The organism is Erythrobacter sp. JB1-4, from assembly GCF_057365025.1.
In genome coordinates, this window is record NZ_CP200292.1 from 425,913 (window position 1) to 442,762 (window position 16,850).

A 16,850-nucleotide genomic window follows, 5' to 3' on the forward strand; every position below is an offset into this window, starting at 1 on the left:
TTTAGGGGGAAATATGATCCGTATATCGACGCTCGTCAGCGTTTCGCTGGCCTCTCTCACCGCGTGTATACCGCAGGGCGCGATGGCACAAAGCTATGGCTCTTTCGGCGACAATATCGCTGATCCGGGGAACATTCCTGAGATTATTGAGGCTGGCAATGAGGCAAATGGGACCAATGATGATCCCAACTTCCCGCCCTCGCCCCCCGGATTTGGCAACCGTTTTTCCAACGGGCGCACGGCTGCGGAAATCCTGCCTGAGCTCCTCGATTTCAACCTGACTGACATAAGTAATGAAGCTGTCGGCAATGCGTTTTCAGACAAGCTCCCGGTTAGCCTTGCAGGCGGCATTTTGCTTGGCAATGGCAGCTCTATTCCCGGCCCCATCGGGCGCGGTCTTACGTCTTTGAACGACACAGATATTGCGACACAGGTCGACAATTATCTGGCGCGCGTGGGCGACCTTAGCGAGGGCGATGTGATGCTTCTCTATGCGTCCGGCAACGATGCAGCACTGGCTTTGAACACCGCAGCTCTCACCATGGCGCCCCCTGATCAAGCCGCTCAGCTTGCGATTTCTGGAGCGCAGGTCAACGCGGTGAACACTGCAGCGTCGGCCCAGAAATTGCTCGACGCAGGCGCTGGGACGGTGCTGGTTTCGAACTTGCCCAACATTGGTCAGACCCCCGCTGCACGCGCTGGTGGATTGTCGGGAGTGCAGCTTGCAACGCTGTTTTCGACCACCACCAACCAAGGGCTTGTAACCTCGCTTTCAGGCCTCAACACCGGCGATGGGACACTGCTTCTCGCGGATACATTCACCCTCACCAACGACATCTCTGCGAACCCTGGAAAGTATGGCTTTAGCGACGTCACAAACCCGTGCTCGCTCGTGCCAACATGCGTGAACGCAGACCGCTCTGTGCAGGACCAGTTCCTGTTCTGGGACGCGTTCTTCCCAACTGCGCGGGGCCATGAGATTTCGGCGGCCTTCCTCGCCGACACAATCAACGCCCCGCGCACTTTGCCAGCGCTCACCGAAGTCAGCCGCTTTGCCACTGAAGAGCAAGCCCGCTCGCTTTTGAGGCTTGAGGGCGATGGTCTGTGGGTCGCAGGACGCGTGGGCTACAACCGCATGCGCCGCACCCGCGATACCTATGCAGTTGGCTATGAGGCGGATGGTCCAGGCGCACAGATTGCGCTTGGCTACACCCTGCTCGACAGCTTCACCGTGGGTGTGGCTCTGGGCTACTCCGACACTGATGTGGATTTCGATTTCGTTGGCGGAGGGTTCGACAAACGCTCCCTGCACATCAGCGGCTTTGCCACCGTCGAGACGCCTTTCGTCGACCTATCAGCCGCCATCAGCTACGGCTCTGACGATATTGAGAACCTTGCGCGCGTCACCAATGTGGCGGGGCAAACGTCGGTCGGAGAGACCGAAAGTGACAGCATGGCTGTGGTGTTCGAAGCCTCGCGCTCCATCGCCCCAACCCCTGTGATCACAATCCGCCCAACGTTACGCGTGGGCTATTCGGAAAGCGATGTGGATGGCTTTACAGAAAGCGGCGCAACGGGCCTTTCGCAAGTGGTCTCCGATCTCACTCTCGACAAAACCTTCGCGGAATTGGGCGCAAGGGCGCAAGTAGAGCTTGCCGGGATCGACGCCCATCTCTCCGGTTTCTACCATGTTCGCCTTGATGGTGGATCGCAGGAGATAGCTTCCGCGCTTGTCACCATCCCGGACTTCACCCGCACCGCCACCGCGCGTGCAGGCGACCGCAATTACGGCCGCGTCGAGGGTGGGCTGTCCAAGACCTTTGGCAAGTTGCGAGTTGGCGTGAACGGCACAGCGACCTTTGCCGACAGCGAGTTCAGTCACATTGGCGGGAATGCCAATGTGACTGTCTCATTTTAGGCCGAGCGGCGGCCTTTGTTCTGCGCCATATTGTCCACCACGCTCCCGGTCTTTTGGTCGAGCTTTTCAAGCTCTTCCAGCAGGATCGGCGTCACCTCTGTGCTCGCATTGCGCCCGATAAACAGGTCCATATGACCGTAATCGGGAATGATGCGCTGCGAATAGAGGTCTTTGCCATTATGTTGCGAGAGCCAAACCCGCGTCCGCTGCCCGCTTTCGGGATAGAAGATTTGGTTGGTCGCCCCTGACAGGAAGGTGATCGGCAAAGCCAGACGCCGCGCCGCATCTTCGCTGGTGTAAACAGCATCGCCATCTTTGTTCACGGCAAGGCCTGCGCGCATAATATCCTGCAAATGCTCGAATGGTGAAAGCGACACGCGGCTGAACATAGAACCCAGTGCCAAATAGGTGTCATGCCCCAGCTGCCGGATGTCCCAGCTTGGCCCGAACACGCCGAACACACGGCGCACCGTTGGGCTTTTGCACTCCTGCCCATCTGGCATTGGCACCTGATACATCACCGCATCAATCTGATTGTCAGCATCGGTCCCTTGGCTGACGAAATCCATATGCCCGTCGAGCAAGGAAACCTCGCCCAAGGCCCCGGCTATGCCAAGGTCTGACTTCATGTAATTGAGCCAATCGGTCACCGGATGAAGCGTCAATTGCGAGCTGATGAGAGAGCGCACATCGCTTACCCAGCCAGCGCCAATCCCCATCAGAAGGCTCATCGAACCCACGCAATGAGCAAGCACTTGAACGCTGTCTGCGCCTGTCACTGATCGCACTTTGCCGATGGCTGCGGGCCAGTCGTAGCGTGCAATGTCGTCGATATTGAACTCTGGCGGTTTGACGGTGTCATTGCCGGAGTCCGCACTTGCCCGGTAATCGAACAGCCAGACATCGTAGCCTTCTTCGACAAGGCTCTCTGTGAGGTTTTTCTCAACCGTCGGCGTCGCAAAGCTGGAGGCTTTGACCGAGAAACCGGGGGCCAGCATGATCGGCCCGCGTGAGCCTCCACGATAGCGGGTGAGCCCCACGTTCACGCCATCTTCGGTCGGCACCGTGTAGCTTTCAGCCTTGGGCAAATGGAGCTCGCGCAGCACGAGGTTTTCCGCATCCTTGGTCGGGAAATCATTGAGCGTCGCCAGCATCCCGCCGTAAGCGCGGAACACATTCATCGCGAAGAAGCCTGCGTATTTCGCCATGAAATAGGCCTCGATGGCTTTCTTCGCTTTGGGGATCAGGTTGACCACATGGCCCACAAGAGTGTCACTGTCGTGGACGGTAATTGTGGTGAGCTGGCGCATGAATTCATCAATGCCAAGCTTGAGAACACCGCGCCCGATAAGCTCGCCGTCTTCATCGCCATCGCGCACGGTCACGAAGAGCGTCGTGAGGTCTGTCCACGGGTCAGATTTGCCTCGCTGTTCCAGCGTCTTGTGACCATGGAAATGGATCGGTCCATCAGGTCCGTCGAGCACCATGGTGTAATTCATGGTCCAACTTTCGGCCTTGTCCGGATTGGTGACCAGCAGCTGGAACTCACCCTCACGAACCTTCAGCGGTTCGGGTGAAATATCTGTAATCAACACGTCGCCGGTGATGCGAGACCTATGGTGCTTATCCTCAATCATCCGGTGGAGATTGTCAGTCGCAACGGTCAGTTTGAAGGAACACAGGCTCTTTTCAGACTGCCCCCATGCCGCACCGTTCTCATAGTCATCGCGGATGCGTTCTGCATGACCACAAGGGCGGTGATGGCTTGCCGTGGCCGAGATATAGCCCGCCATCGTCTCGGTGAAGTCCATGCCCGGGCTCATCGCTTCGGGATGTTCTTTCACCAGCTTGCGAATAGCCGTCTTGCCCTCTTCGATTGCTCCCGATTTGAAGTGCTCGGCCACATTGATCACACTGTCGGCGACAGGACCAATGGCATGGCCTGCCACCCATTTGGCGATGCCGAGTTTGAGGTGATCCTTATGCGGAACCTCCTGCGTTTCCTCAGCAATCTCATCATCCAGAACAAGCTCTGGAAGCGGACCTTCGGCTTGGAATGAGTAGTCGATCACCCAACCTTCACGTTGAGCGAGTTTCTCAATGGCTCGCTCAGACACGGCGGTGATGGTGAGAAGCGGGTTCACACCCACCGCGCCCGGAATGACCGAGCCATCACAGACATACAGACCTTCGTGGGTCTCAGTGCCCGAAGTGCCTGCAAACACACGGCAAGTGTCATCGACAACGCCGGTTTCAGCATCATCGCCCATCGCGCAGCCGCCAATTGGGTGCACGGTGATGAGCTTTTTGCCCATCGGCTCTGACCACAAGGGATCGGAGAAGTATTGCGCTTGGATCGCCTCTGCGGCCTCACGCATTTTGTCGTCATCGCGGCGGAAGGTGCGCTGTTCGCCAGCGTGCTTCCACTCGATTTTAAGCCGATCGTCTTCGAGTTTGAGCTGACCACCAGAATCATCAACGCTCATCACTAGGTAAGTGAGCGTGCGCGCCATGGGGCCTTTATAGGCAAGGTCAGCGATGGACGCAGGGTCAGTTTGCACCGCCTCGCCCATGGCCTTGGCGTCCATCAGGCGCGGTTTGACTTGGTCGAAACCAAAGCGGGTGAAGCCGTCTGCCAGTGCCTCTCCAAAGAAGAATGCTGGGCCGAGACCAGCGGCGAGAATGCCGGGGGCAACGCCCTCTTCGATGACGAGGCCCTTGGTCACATCCTCAGTGCCCCGCATGTCGATCACGCCGGTTATGCAAGGGCCGGGATAGGCCTCTTTCGCGACGTCATTCGCGCCTACACCAATGGCGTAGAAGGGTTTTGCGTGTACCTCGTCGTCGACCTTTTCGGACTTGAAATAGCTGTCGTAAGCAAAGCCCAACGCATCACCATTGCCAGAGAAACTCGAGCCCAGGCGGCCAGAGAGCGCAAGGCCCTTCTCACGCGAACGCAGCAGGATTTCGGTCGAACCCAAAGTGCCCGCACCCAGAACCACATGGTCTGCAGTGATGACAACTGGAGCGCGATCCTCGCCGCCATCATTGTGCGCGACATGGACGTGCCATTTGTCGCCAACGCGCTCTACATGGCTCACTTTGGCCTGCGTAAATATCTCCGCATCATGGTTCGCCGCATCGGGCAAGTAGTTCATAAGCGTGGTGTTTTTCGCGCCCACATTGCAGCCAGACGTACAATCGCCGCAATTGTTGCAGGCAGGTTGAGGCACGCCAAACTTGTTGGTTTTATCCTCGAAATTGACGTTGATTGGTGTCTTGTAGAAACGCTCACCCATCGCCTTGGCTGAGTGCTCCAGCGCCTCCAGCTTGCCCAATGTTGGATGAGTATCGGGGTAAACATCGGGGCTGAGCATCTCTCGCGCACGCTCGTAATATGCGTCGACCATATGCGGATCGTCGCGGAACGCTTGGGGCCAATGAGCCTGGTCAAGCAGACGCTTGTCGAGTTCCAAGGAGACGTTTGCGTTGATCAGCGAAGTCCCGCCTAGACCACAGCCCACCAGCGCATATTGGTCGTCATTCACATGCACTTCGAACATCGCGTCGGGCGCGCCAATGCGGCCACCCTTGACGTTGAATTGCATGGCGTCTTGCGCATCGGCGATCTTGTTAGGATACTCACCCGGCAACATCTCTTTGCCGCGCTCAAGGACGCAAACGTCCTTTCCAGCACGCGCCAAACGCGATGCGGCAACACCTGCGCCATAGCCTGAGCCAACGACTAGAACGGTGTAGTGAGATTTCGCATGATCTAGCGATTTGGCGATGCGTTTTTGCCCAAATGGGGTCTGCTGAATGCTCATTCTGCTGCCTCCCGCAGAGATTCTTCTGACTGTTCGAGGAGCTTCGCGACGCGCTTGTCGGCCTCCTCGATGATGCGCTGGTGGACGATTTGTGAGAACTCGGCCCACTCGGCGCTCGCTGCCTCAACTGCGGTAATTGTCTCATCCACCAGCTTGGCTTTGCGCCCGCTTCCTTCGACCCGGACTGGCGCCATAGTGCCATCGGTCGGGTCGTTAAAGAGGCGCAAGGAGGCGACTTCCAACTCGTCAGACACGAGCATCGCCGCGCAACCTTGCACCGGCATCAGTGTCGGCTCATCAAGCACCCAGCCGCCGGTGTTGAACACACCCACAGGCAAGTCGAACCCGTCGACCATCAGCTCGTCTTGGAACGGCTTATGCGTGTGGCCGAAGATGAAGTTTACTTCGCGGGGTTTGAAGCCCAGCTCCTCCTCTATCTCAAGCGCCACAGGGCCGCCGAGATACCAGCCGAGATCATCAACCTCGTCCGCCCCAAGCACAGCCCCGTGCCCATCGCGCTGACGCTCTGCTGCGCGCCCTGCGGTCAAGTCCACCCCTGCCTTAATCAGATTGTCGAGGGTGATGCCGTATTTCAGCTCCATCTTGGGATTGATGCCCAGTTTGGAGTTCAATCCGCCCGTGATCCGGCGGCCAAGGCTTTCAGCAAAATCGTGGCTGGCACCAGCGCTCAGCATGGTTTCATACAGCGAGCCCACCTCATTGCCGACTTCGCCAGCGCTGCCGAGGTCTGACCACAGGAAGTCAATCCAAGGGCCATTCTCTTGCTCCAATTGTTGCATGGTCGCAGGACGAGACTCTGTGCCCTCCAAAAACCCGCGCATGTTGGACAAAGCGCGGTACATTCCATCGAGGTAATGCCCGTGGTGCATCACCACAGCGCGGTTCAGCTCTTTGTCGGCAATACCCCAATTCGGATAAGCAATGCGCACGCTGGCATCTGATAGATGCGGACGGTGACGCAGCAGGCTCTCCATCAAACGGCAACGGCGCGAGGGCGTGCCAAAGATGCGGCTTGTGCAGGCAAGGTCTCCGGGAATATCGCCAGCCTCAACAGCGTCCAAGAACCCTTGATCCTGCGCGATACGCCACAAATGGTGGTCGTGATTGCCAGCGATATAGATGATTTCGCGCGCGAAAATGTCCTCACCATCCGCGAGGTAAAACGCATCAAGCAGCTGCAAAAAGCTCTTCGACACATCGCCAAAAGGTGACAAGCCGAGATCAAGCGCATCACCTAAGAGAACAAGCTGCGGCTTGGTCCCATCCAAAGTCGCGCGCATACCTTGGGCAAAGGCGCTCATCACTTCGGACGGGCCGTCCACGATCTCTTCGTAATTGCCCAAATGCGTCATTATGCTGTCGCGCGCGCCGAGGTGAATATCGGATAGGACTACGTGAGCGATACTCATGAGCAGTTCTCCAAGCAGGTGTAAAAGGCATCGCGCACCATTTTCTCGCGTGGGTCATCCCACTTGCCGGTGCCAAGTTGGTTGGTGATCCAGGCGTAGGAAACGCCATCTTCGGGGTCGCAAAAGGCGAGGCTTCCGCCGACGGCAAAGCTTCCAAAAGCGCTTCTGGTGCGCGCGAACTCCCACAAGCTAAACGGCTTTTCGAAACCGTAGGAATAATACATGTCAGCGGAAAGGACTTGGTCCTTGAGCCCTTTATTGGGGTAAGCGTGCCCTTTCATGAGGGTCGCCATCACTTGCGGCGTCACACCCAGCTTTTCGCCGCCGCGCGCAAAGGCATTGTAAGCATGTGCTAACCCGCGCGCAGACGCCATGCCACCAGCAGCCCCCTGCCCCACTTTCCAGAAATTCTCGTTGTCGAGAGCACCCGGTCCCTTGAGAACAAGCGGATTGTTCAAAGTGCGGAAGGCCAAAGTCCCCGGCAAGCACATCTCAATTGTCAGCGCCCATGGCATTGTTGTGTGATGGATAAACAGGTCTTGGAGGCCAAACCCCTTGATCCGCGCAATGCGTGAGCGGTCGAAATTTGCAGGGAGCCCAACAAACACATCGAGCCCAAGCGGGCCTGCAATCTCTTCAGCGAAGAATTGCGGCAAACGGCGGCCATTGGGATCGCGGCGGTGGATCAGTTCACTTGCGATCCAGCCCAGCGTATAAGCGTGGTTGCCCGATTGATCGCCCGGCTTCCAATTGGGCTTTTGCGCCGCGATGGCTGCGCAAATCGCTTCTTCATCGCCTATGTTTTCTACCGTCAGCTTGTAGTCGATTGCGGCAAGCCCAGCTTGCTCTGACAACGCCTCGCCAACGGTCACATCGCCTTTGCCATGAGCTGCGAACTCAGGCCAAATGTCGGCGACTTTCTCATCATAGGAAAAAAGGCCGCGCGATACTGCGACGGCCCCTGCCATGCCCGTGAGGCCCTTGGTCAGCGAATAGACAAGGGTGATATCATCCTCAGCCCAGCCTTGCGTGGCGGCCTTGTCTCTCCAACCTCCATATAGGTCCACCAAGACCTCATCATTATGGATAATCGTGCAAGCCGCGCCCAGTGCCTCGCCTGAGAGAACACTTACTGCAAAAGCATGAGCGACCGGCTCAAAACCTTTTGCCACAAAACCATTTGCGCCGTCGCACACTTGGGCTTGCGACACGCATTCGAGTGACGGCGATCTTCTGTTAAACTGCATTGTAAAACCCCGTTCGCACACTGGAGATTAAGCCAGACGGGCCACCACCCAAGTGCTTCGTGAACAGGGTTAGGAAAGATTGGTTAACAGCAGGTTAGGTACGCACCCTTATATTTTACTTGGAAAGAGAAGCTGAGAGCATTTTTCGAACAATAAACTTCGCACACAAGCAATATTCACTAGAACTCAGTCAACTGTTCTTAGTCCAGCATTGCCTTGGCTATTGCGTTCTCAATACCGGCAGTAAGTGGATGTAAGCCGTTCTTATAGGTGCAGTCTGGATCGCAAAGCCGTGCAATAGAGTTCAAGTGTGCAGCGACTAAAACATCTGCATATTCAAGCGGCAGCCCGCCTCCTGTCTCAATATGGAGAGGCCGCCCCTCGCAGATGACTTTTACTCTCTTGCCAGAAGGCAGCGCGTAGCTGGTCACGTGATCGCGGATCTTCGTTCCTTGGGACTGCCCCCAGAATTCGGCGATTGGTTGCTTCGCGTTCGAAGCCTCGGCACAGCAGATGAACGAGCCTTCTGGCAAAAGCTCAAGCTCATCAGGGCTAGGCCGCGCCAATTGGCTTGAGGCGGCAAACAACACCTCGGCTTCGGGCAAGGCCTGTTCGAGAGAACCTGCTTGGTGTCCGTCGAGAATTGCTTGGACAGCCTTCACGCGGTTGTCTTCGACCACGATAACCCGCGCGCCATAGGCCTTCGCCATCTTGGCGATGCCCCGGCCAATCGCGTTATAGCCCAGAACCACCGCGCAGCGCCCGGCGATCTGAAGATTGGTAATGTCGAGGAAGCCGGAAACGCAAGCCTGCCCGATGCCGTTTTCGAATACGCAAGCCCTTATCAGTTGGCTAGCGCCCAGATGGATCACGGGCACTGGTAAAGTCTGAGCGGTTTTATGCACCTTTTCGGCAACAATGATGCTGCCCTTAAGCCGTGCAAAATCGAGCCCGAGGCAATCTCCATCATAGTCAAGCAGGAGGTCAATATCGCGGCCAGAGAAAGCGGCGCGATCGGTGCAAATCACCGCGCCTGCTTGCCGGGCTGCGGCTAACAAATCTGCGTTATGGCCCTTGGAGTTTTCATCAAAAATGCTGACGGCAAACCCGGCCTCGATAAGCCAAAGCGCTAGGCTGGCATGCGCCGCGTCAATCGGAAGAGCGAGCCCTATATGGCAGGGTGTCGTCTGTTCCAGAACGTTCAGCGCCGCCTTGCTTACAGGCATTGATCTGCGCGCCCATGCGATGCGTTCAAGACCGGTCGCGGCGCTCACAATTTGATCCTTTGCACCCAACCGGCCACGTCGTCCGCTTGCTCTTCTCGAGCCTCGACTAGGCCAATGCCGAGCGACGATAGTTTTGCAGCAGCGATAGAATCGTCGACTGACTTAGGCAGGATATGAACGCCGGGCTGCATCGGGGTATTGATCAAATGATGCGCTCCGAGCCCTTGAACCGCAAAGGTCAGGTCCATGATCTCAACCGGGTGCCCGCTCCCACCAGCTATGTTCACAAGAGCGCCGCGTGAGAAGACATGGATGTCACGCTCGCTCAGTTTGAAGGTGTGTATCTCATGGCCTGAGAGAACCTCATGATCCGCGTTTGCGGCTAGCCAATCGACATCAATTTCCAGGTCGTGGTGCCCTGCGTTGGCGAGCACGACATCGCGCCGAAGGTGTGCAAATTCAGGTTCGCCAAGCGCGCGCATTCCGCCAGTCGCCGTCACAACAAACTGCGCATCGGGGAGCACAGCTTCGGCGGTGCCCACTCGCATGCCGTCCATGTGTGCCTCAAGCGCCCGGACCGGGTCCATTTCGATGACGCTTACCTGCGCATTCATTGCATGCGCATATTCCGCAATTCCGCGCCCGACATAGCCATATCCCACCACGACCACCCTCGCGCCTGCGACTTTGCGGCCCGTGAGCGCCAACAGCGCCTGCATCGTGGTCTGCCCAGTGCCATAACGGTTGTCGAACAGATGCTTGCACCTCGCATCATTGGCGGTGAGCGCGGGGAATGGAAGCTTACCCGCCTCGTGCAAAGCATGCAGGCGCGCGGTGCCGGTTGTGGTTTCTTCTGAGACACCTTTCAGGCGTTTGTAGAGATCTGGTCGGTGCAGCGCGATGCGCATGGTGAGCTCCGCGCCGTCATCGATGATGTATTCAGGCTCAAGGTCGGCGGCGGCGAGAAGTTCCTTCTCCCAGCTTTCGTGATCGCCGCCTGCATCGGAAACGACACGAATGCCACGATCACGCAAAGCTGCCACTACTGAACCATGTGTCGTCGAAGGATTGCTTCCCGCCGCGATCACCTCGGCGCCCGCCTCGGCGAGCAACAACGCTAGGTAGGCGGTCTTCGCCTCTAGGTGGACGACAACGGCAATGCGCTTGCCCTTGAGAGAACCGTCGCTAAGCCGATCCCGGACCATCCCGCGCATGACGGGGGAGTGCTGCTCCACCCAGTCAATGCGCGCGTTGCCATCGTCGACGATGGCTTGGTGATCCGGTCCGTTGTCGCCCGGATTTGCCACTAGGCAGCGACAGGAGGTGCGTATTTGGTGAGGTTGATGCCTTCAACGGCGGCGGTGTATTCCTCAATCGTTGGCGTGCGGCCAAGGATCGTTGAAAGCACAACAACCGGCGTCGATGACAGAAGGCTTTCACCCTTCTTATCGGAAGCATCTTCCACCACGCGGCCTTGGAACAGGCGTGTCGATGTTGCCATCACCGTGTCACCCTTGGCCGCTTTCTCTTGGTTGCCCATGCACAAGTTACAGCCGGGACGCTCAAGATAGAGCATGTTTTCATAATCGGTGCGCGCGGCGTTTTTGGGGTTCGTGTCGTCGAACTGGAAGCCTGCGTATTTCGCCAGAAGCTCCCAATCGCCTTCCGCCTTCAGCTCATCAACGATGTTGTAAGTCGGGGGCGCGACCACGAGAGGCGCTTTGAACTCAACCTTGCCGTTTTGCTTCTCAAGGTTTTGGAGCATTTCGGACAGGATTTTCATATCGCCCTTGTGCACCATGCATGATCCGATAAAGCCCAGATCGACCTTCTTCTCGCCACCATAATATGAGATCGGGCGAATGGTGTCATGGGTGTAACGCTTTGAAATATCGTTATTGTTGACATCCGGGTCAGCGATCATGGGTTCTGCAATAATGTCGAGGTCAACCACCACTTCGGCGGCATACTTCGCATCAGCATCAGGACGCAGAGCAGGCACTTCGCCAGAGCGGATTTCGGCAATGCGAGCGTCAGCCTTCGCAATCAGACCAGCCAGCACGCCTTTGGCATTGTCCATGCCTTTGTCGATCATGATCTGAATGCGCGACTTGGCAATTTCGAGCGATTTAATCAGCGTCTCGTCTTCGGATATACAGATCGAAGCCTTCGCTTTCATCTCTGCGGTCCAGTCGGTGAAGGTGAACGCCTGATCGGACAGGAGCGTGCCGATGTGCACTTCGATCACGCGGCCTTGGAAGACGTTATCGCCAAACTGCTTGAGCATTTGAGCCTGCGTCGCGTGGACCACATCACGGAAATCCATGTGGTCTTTGAGTGTCCCTTTGAAGGTCACTTTGACGCTTTCAGGGATCGGCATGGTTGCCTCGCCCGTTGCCAGCGCCAGAGCCACAGTGCCAGAATCTGCACCAAACGCGACGCCTTTGGACATGCGCGTGTGGCTATCCCCGCCCACGATAACCGCACGGTCGTCAATGGTGAGGTCATTCAGCACCTTGTGGATCACATCGGTCATCGCCGGGTATTCACCCTCTGGATCGCGCGCCGTAATAAGGCCAAACTTATTCATGAAATTCATGAGTTTGGGGATGTTGGTCTGCGCCTTTTTGTCCCACACCGATGCCGTGTGACAGCCGGACTGATACGCGCCGTCCACGGTTGGCGAGATCACGGTCGCGGCCATCGCTTCCAATTCTTGGCTGGTCATCAGGCCGGTGGTGTCCTGCGAACCCACGATGTTGACGCCTACGCGCACATCAGAGCCAGCGTGAAGCGTTTGGCCGTCCGCTACGCCCACAGCATTGCGGTTGAAGATTTTCTCAACTGCGGTGAGACCTTGGCCCTCATGGCTAATCTCACGATTGGGCGCATAGGAAGATTTGAGTGGCAGGCCCAAGGTGATTTGCGCAAATGACTGAATCTTCTTGCCGAAGACAACAGCGTAAGAGCCGCCCGCCTTCATAAACTCCATCTTTTGCGCGGTGAAAGCGCTCGAGATATCTGCGAGCTCTTCGTCGCCCTCGTAGAGTTTCTTGGTCTTTGTGTTGATGGTCAGCACCTTGCCGGTTTCCACCGAATAGGCCTGCTCAAGGATTGGATCGCCGTATCCATCTTTCACAACCTCGCCGTTTTCGTCGGTCTTCTTGACCCAATTCTTAAGGTCGAGACCAATGCCGCCGGTTACGCCAACGGTAGTGAGGAAGATTGGCGAAATGCCATTGGTGCCCGCCACAACCGGAGCGATGTTGACGAACGGTACATAGGGGCTCGCCTGCTTACCCGCCCAAAGCGCGACGTTGTTGACGCCGGACATGCGGCTGGAGCCAACACCCATTGTGCCTTTTTCCGCGATCAGCATAACACGCGCATCGGGGTGCTTTTCCTTAAGCGCTGTGATTTCTGCCTGCGCTTCCGGTGTGATCAGGCATTTGCCGTGCAGCTCGCGGTCAGAGCGCGAGTGTGCCTGATTGCCGGGAGACAGAAGATCAGTCGAAATATCGCCTTCGCCAGCGATATAGGTGACGACTTTAATCTCATCGTCCATCTCAGGCAGCTTGGTGAAGAACTCTGCCTTGGCGTAACTTTCGAGGATATCGGTCGCGACGGCGTTTCCGCTATTGTGAGCTGCGGCGAGACGATCAGTGTCCGCCTCGTAGAGGAAAACTTGCGTTTTCAGGACCGCTGCTGCCTTGGTCGCATTCGCTGCGTCATCGCCAAGCGCAAGATCGAGCAGAACCTCAATCGAGGGGCCACCCTTCATGTGAGAAAGCAGCTCGAATGCGAATTCAGGCGTAATCTCGGCAACGCTCGCTGAGCCAAGGATGATCTTTTTCAAAAACGCCGCTTTAACGCCCGCCGCGCTCGTGGTGCCCGGAAGCGTGTTGTAGATCAAAAACTCTAGCGAATCCGCCCGGTGCTCGTTGCCCTCATCTTTGATTTGCGCAATCAGCTCAGCGACCAGCGCGCCATCATCGATTGGCTTTGGCGCGAGGCCTTGGATTTTGCGGGTTTCAATCTCGTCGAGGTATGATGCGTAAAGGCTCATGGCAGATCCCAGGTTTTGTGTGTGAGCGCGCGTCGTCGCAAATTGCGATGTCAGGCGTGCGCATTCGTCCTGCTGCGCCGGGTATTCAAGACTTGGCCCCCGCGCAAGGGGTTTCAGCGCGCACTAGCCACAAGTATGAGGCTCAGGCAAAGACCCAAGGCGCATGGACACCAAGCGGCCCTAAGGGAAAGGCAAGCGGTGTTTATTTTTTGCTATCGACCCTGAAAAGATAGACTGGGCCCAGATCGACTTGCTGCTCGGTTCCGCCGAAATAAAGCTCAAGCTCTGCCCCGCCTGGATCGTAGGCACGCGGCGCACGCGTTTCAATCCTGATCAGCTGCCACTTGGGACCTATCCGGAAACGGTTGGATGCAAAGCTCTCAAATGGGGGGCTTGTACCTTGTATGCGTGAGGCCGCGACCGCTTTGCCGTCGGGCGTATTGGCGCTTAGCGTGCGCGCGGCGATGGCGACCATAAGTTGATCGCCCTCGGCAATAGCCTGATTGATAGGGATGGTGGCCGCCAGATCCGTAAGGTTCGAAGTCCCGTCTTCGACGTCAAAACGGGTCGCCTTCATCATCCAGATTTCGCGCTCGTCACGGTTTTCATAGGTGCCAACCGAACCGCCAAACTTCCAGAACGTCTGGCTTGGGTTGTTGATAAGCGTGCCTGCGTCTTTGAGCCCCTCGGGCATCTCCAGCTCTGGCACAGCAAAGGTCGCCGCCGCGACGGTTACCGGCCCTTCTTCAGCAATAGTGTCAACTCCGCTCACCACGATGGCCTGACCAATTTCGAGGATTTGCCGCGTACGGCCAAATTGAATTGCGACAATGCCGTCGCTGGAACGAAGGCGCTGTTCGGCCTGAGCGGTGACTTCATACCACGCCCAATCCTTGCCGATTGACAGGGTCTTTTCACCAAAACCCGGATACGGTTCGACATTGCGTTGAAAGCGCACACGCAGCACGCCATTGCCGTCATCCGTTTCAGCCGAAACAGTCCGCGCATAAAAGCCGACAGTGACAGCCTCACCGCGCGCCACCGGCTTGGTAAAAGGCACATTTGTCCCGGCAGTATAGATGAACTCGGCCGCGCGCTTGATCTCGAACCGGCGCGCTGCCCCTCCTCCAGGGATGCTGTCATCAACCACCGCAGAAGCGGCAAGATCAGCGCCGTAGCTTTGCCAATCGATGCGCGATGGATCATTTACAAGATCGCCGGGAAGCTGTGCGTCGAGCTGCTCGAGTGCTGCATCGTCTTTCCCAGAATCCTTTGCGCTTGCCGAAGCAGCCAGCCCCAAGCCCGCAAACGACAACCCGAATGCCGCGAGCAAACCAACTGTAAACTTCACTTTCCCTCTCCCATAGTTCGCAGTGCTTGACACACTGCATTTTTCCGTGATTTTGATAACGTTACCAACATCATGCCAGACGATCTCAAGCCGTCCTTAGCGCTGGTTTTCTTAAGCCGCTTTGGCTGGACAGTAATGAGCCAGATAATCGCTGTGCGATGGCATATTCTGGACCAGGAAGCGGATGGACTGCTCCATCTCGTCGACCTCTTTGCGGGTCTCGGACTGATCTAGCGAATCCGCCATCGCGTTGTGCCCCTGCATGGTGACCCCCTGCCCCATCATGACCGCGGCCCAGCTGGTCTCTGTGAAAAGCTCATCCTCTTCGCGGAAGATTTGGCCATTGGCTTTGAACAGCTCCACTTTCTGCGTGAGCGTCTCAGGCACATCCATGGTGCGCACGTAATTCCAGAAATCGGAATCATCGCGCGTGGTCGCGTTGTAATGGAGGACCAGAAAATCTCTGATGCGGGCATATTCATTGCCGGTCAGGCGGTTGAATGTGTCCTCTTGCGCCTGCGTAATCCCTTCCATCGACATAAGCGAAATCAGCTTGTCGATGCCGGTGTTGACCAGATGGATTGAGGTGGATTCAAGCGGCTCCATAAAGCCTGCTGCCAACCCCAATGCCACAACATTCTTGTTCCAGAATTTCTTGCGGCGTCCGGTGGTGAAACGCAGGAAATTGGGATCAGCCTGCGGCTTGCCAGCAATATTTCCAAGAAGAATATCAAGCGCTTCCTGATCTTCCATATAGCTGCTGCAATAGACATGACCATTACCATTGCGATGCTGCAACGGGACCTGCCATTGCCATCCTGCCGAATGCGCGGTGGCTTTGGTAAATGGAGGAGGCGGGCTTCCATCATCGCGCCCACACGGCAATGCAACCGCGCGGTTGCACGGGAGCCAATGGCTCCAATCCTCATAACCGGTTTTGAGTGTCTGTTCGATCAAAAGCCCGCGAAAGCCGGAGCAATCGATGAACATATCTCCTGCGATTTCCCGGCCATCCTCAAGCTTGACGCTGGTTACAAAACCACTTTGCGCATCAAGCGCAACATCGCCCACTTTGCCCTCTTGGCGCACCACACCTCGCCCTTCGGCAAGCTTGCGCAAGAAAGCGGCGTACTTGCCTGCATCAAGGTGGTAAGCGTAATTGATAGGAGGCAGATCATCGCGCTGCTTTTGATAGTCCTCTGATCGCATGAACTTGCCGAAATAGGCAGCCATCGTCTCGACATTGAAGACCTGAATAGGACGGTTATCCCCGTCGCCTGCAAATTTGTGCCAAATGTGATGGAACGAGATCCCGCCCATGGAATAACCGTAGGCACCAAAGGGGTGAATGTAGCTATCGCCGCGCTTTCCCCAATTCTCAAACTGAATGCCAAGCTTGAACGTGCCCTGGATGCTTGCGAGCAGCTCACTCTCTTTGATGCCAATAAGGTCGTTAAAGCCAACAAACGGGGGGATGGTGGCCTCTCCCACACCCACGGTGCCGATTTGCTCGGATTCCACCAGAGTGATGTTGAGCGTACGCCCGCTCTTGAGCCGAGACAGCGCAGCAGCTGCCATCCACCCGGCGGTACCGCCGCCAACAATCACGATATTCTCAATTGGCTTAGACTTGCTCAAGATCGTTCCTCTTTCCCAATTCGATCACGCGGATCTGTTCTAACGCATTAATCGCATGCCCGCTGTGTCTTAGAAGACACAATGCAACATGAAGCGAAAATTGCAAGTCTTGTTAACGTTCACAAGATCAGTTAGGCCTAAGGCAAT

General features: G+C 56.6%; 9 protein-coding genes. 1 reads left to right on the forward strand and 8 read right to left on the reverse strand.

What is annotated here, in order from left to right; translation table 11 throughout:
- Nucleotides 1–13: 13 nt before the first annotated feature.
- The gene (locus AC0V61_RS02045) at nt 14–1,918 is read left to right on the forward strand and encodes an autotransporter domain-containing protein (protein WP_486155602.1); all 1,905 of its coding nucleotides are present in this window, start codon (nt 14–16) and stop codon (nt 1,916–1,918) included.
- Here AC0V61_RS02045 and AC0V61_RS02050 read toward each other — a convergent pair.
- From AC0V61_RS02050 to AC0V61_RS02085, 8 genes are all read right to left on the reverse strand, one after another.
- Complete coding sequence (locus AC0V61_RS02050; RefSeq protein ID WP_486155603.1) at nt 1,915–5,745, reverse strand: GMC family oxidoreductase N-terminal domain-containing protein; 3,831 nt, start codon at nt 5,743–5,745, stop codon at nt 1,915–1,917. The two genes, AC0V61_RS02045 and AC0V61_RS02050, sit on opposite strands and share 4 nt — an antisense overlap.
- Nucleotides 5,742–7,175, reverse strand: coding sequence for a metallophosphoesterase (locus AC0V61_RS02055; RefSeq protein ID WP_486155604.1), 1,434 nt, complete (start codon nt 7,173–7,175; stop codon nt 5,742–5,744). Before AC0V61_RS02055 ends, AC0V61_RS02050 begins: the two co-directional genes overlap by 4 nt.
- A complete protein-coding gene (locus AC0V61_RS02060) occupies nt 7,172–8,422 on the reverse strand; it encodes a serine hydrolase domain-containing protein (protein ID WP_486155605.1) in 1,251 nt (416 codons plus the stop codon). The genes AC0V61_RS02055 and AC0V61_RS02060 overlap by 4 nt, the downstream gene beginning before the upstream one ends.
- Before the next feature lie 200 nt (nt 8,423–8,622).
- Complete coding sequence (locus tag AC0V61_RS02065; protein WP_486155606.1) at nt 8,623–9,696, reverse strand: NAD(P)-dependent oxidoreductase; 1,074 nt, start codon at nt 9,694–9,696, stop codon at nt 8,623–8,625.
- Nucleotides 9,693–10,955: an adenosylhomocysteinase gene (locus AC0V61_RS02070; protein WP_486155607.1), complete on the reverse strand. Its 1,263-nt coding sequence runs from the start codon at nt 10,953–10,955 to the stop codon at nt 9,693–9,695. Before AC0V61_RS02070 ends, AC0V61_RS02065 begins: the two co-directional genes overlap by 4 nt.
- Complete coding sequence (locus AC0V61_RS02075; protein WP_486155608.1) at nt 10,955–13,714, reverse strand: bifunctional aconitate hydratase 2/2-methylisocitrate dehydratase; 2,760 nt, start codon at nt 13,712–13,714, stop codon at nt 10,955–10,957. The genes AC0V61_RS02070 and AC0V61_RS02075 overlap by 1 nt, the downstream gene beginning before the upstream one ends.
- A 202-nt stretch (nt 13,715–13,916) precedes the next feature.
- Complete coding sequence (locus AC0V61_RS02080) at nt 13,917–15,065, reverse strand: hypothetical protein (RefSeq protein WP_486155609.1); 1,149 nt, start codon at nt 15,063–15,065, stop codon at nt 13,917–13,919.
- Nucleotides 15,066–15,176: 111 nt separating this feature from the next.
- The gene (locus AC0V61_RS02085; protein ID WP_486155610.1) at nt 15,177–16,703 is read right to left on the reverse strand and encodes a tryptophan halogenase family protein; all 1,527 of its coding nucleotides are present in this window, start codon (nt 16,701–16,703) and stop codon (nt 15,177–15,179) included.
- Nucleotides 16,704–16,850: the final 147 nt, after the last annotated feature.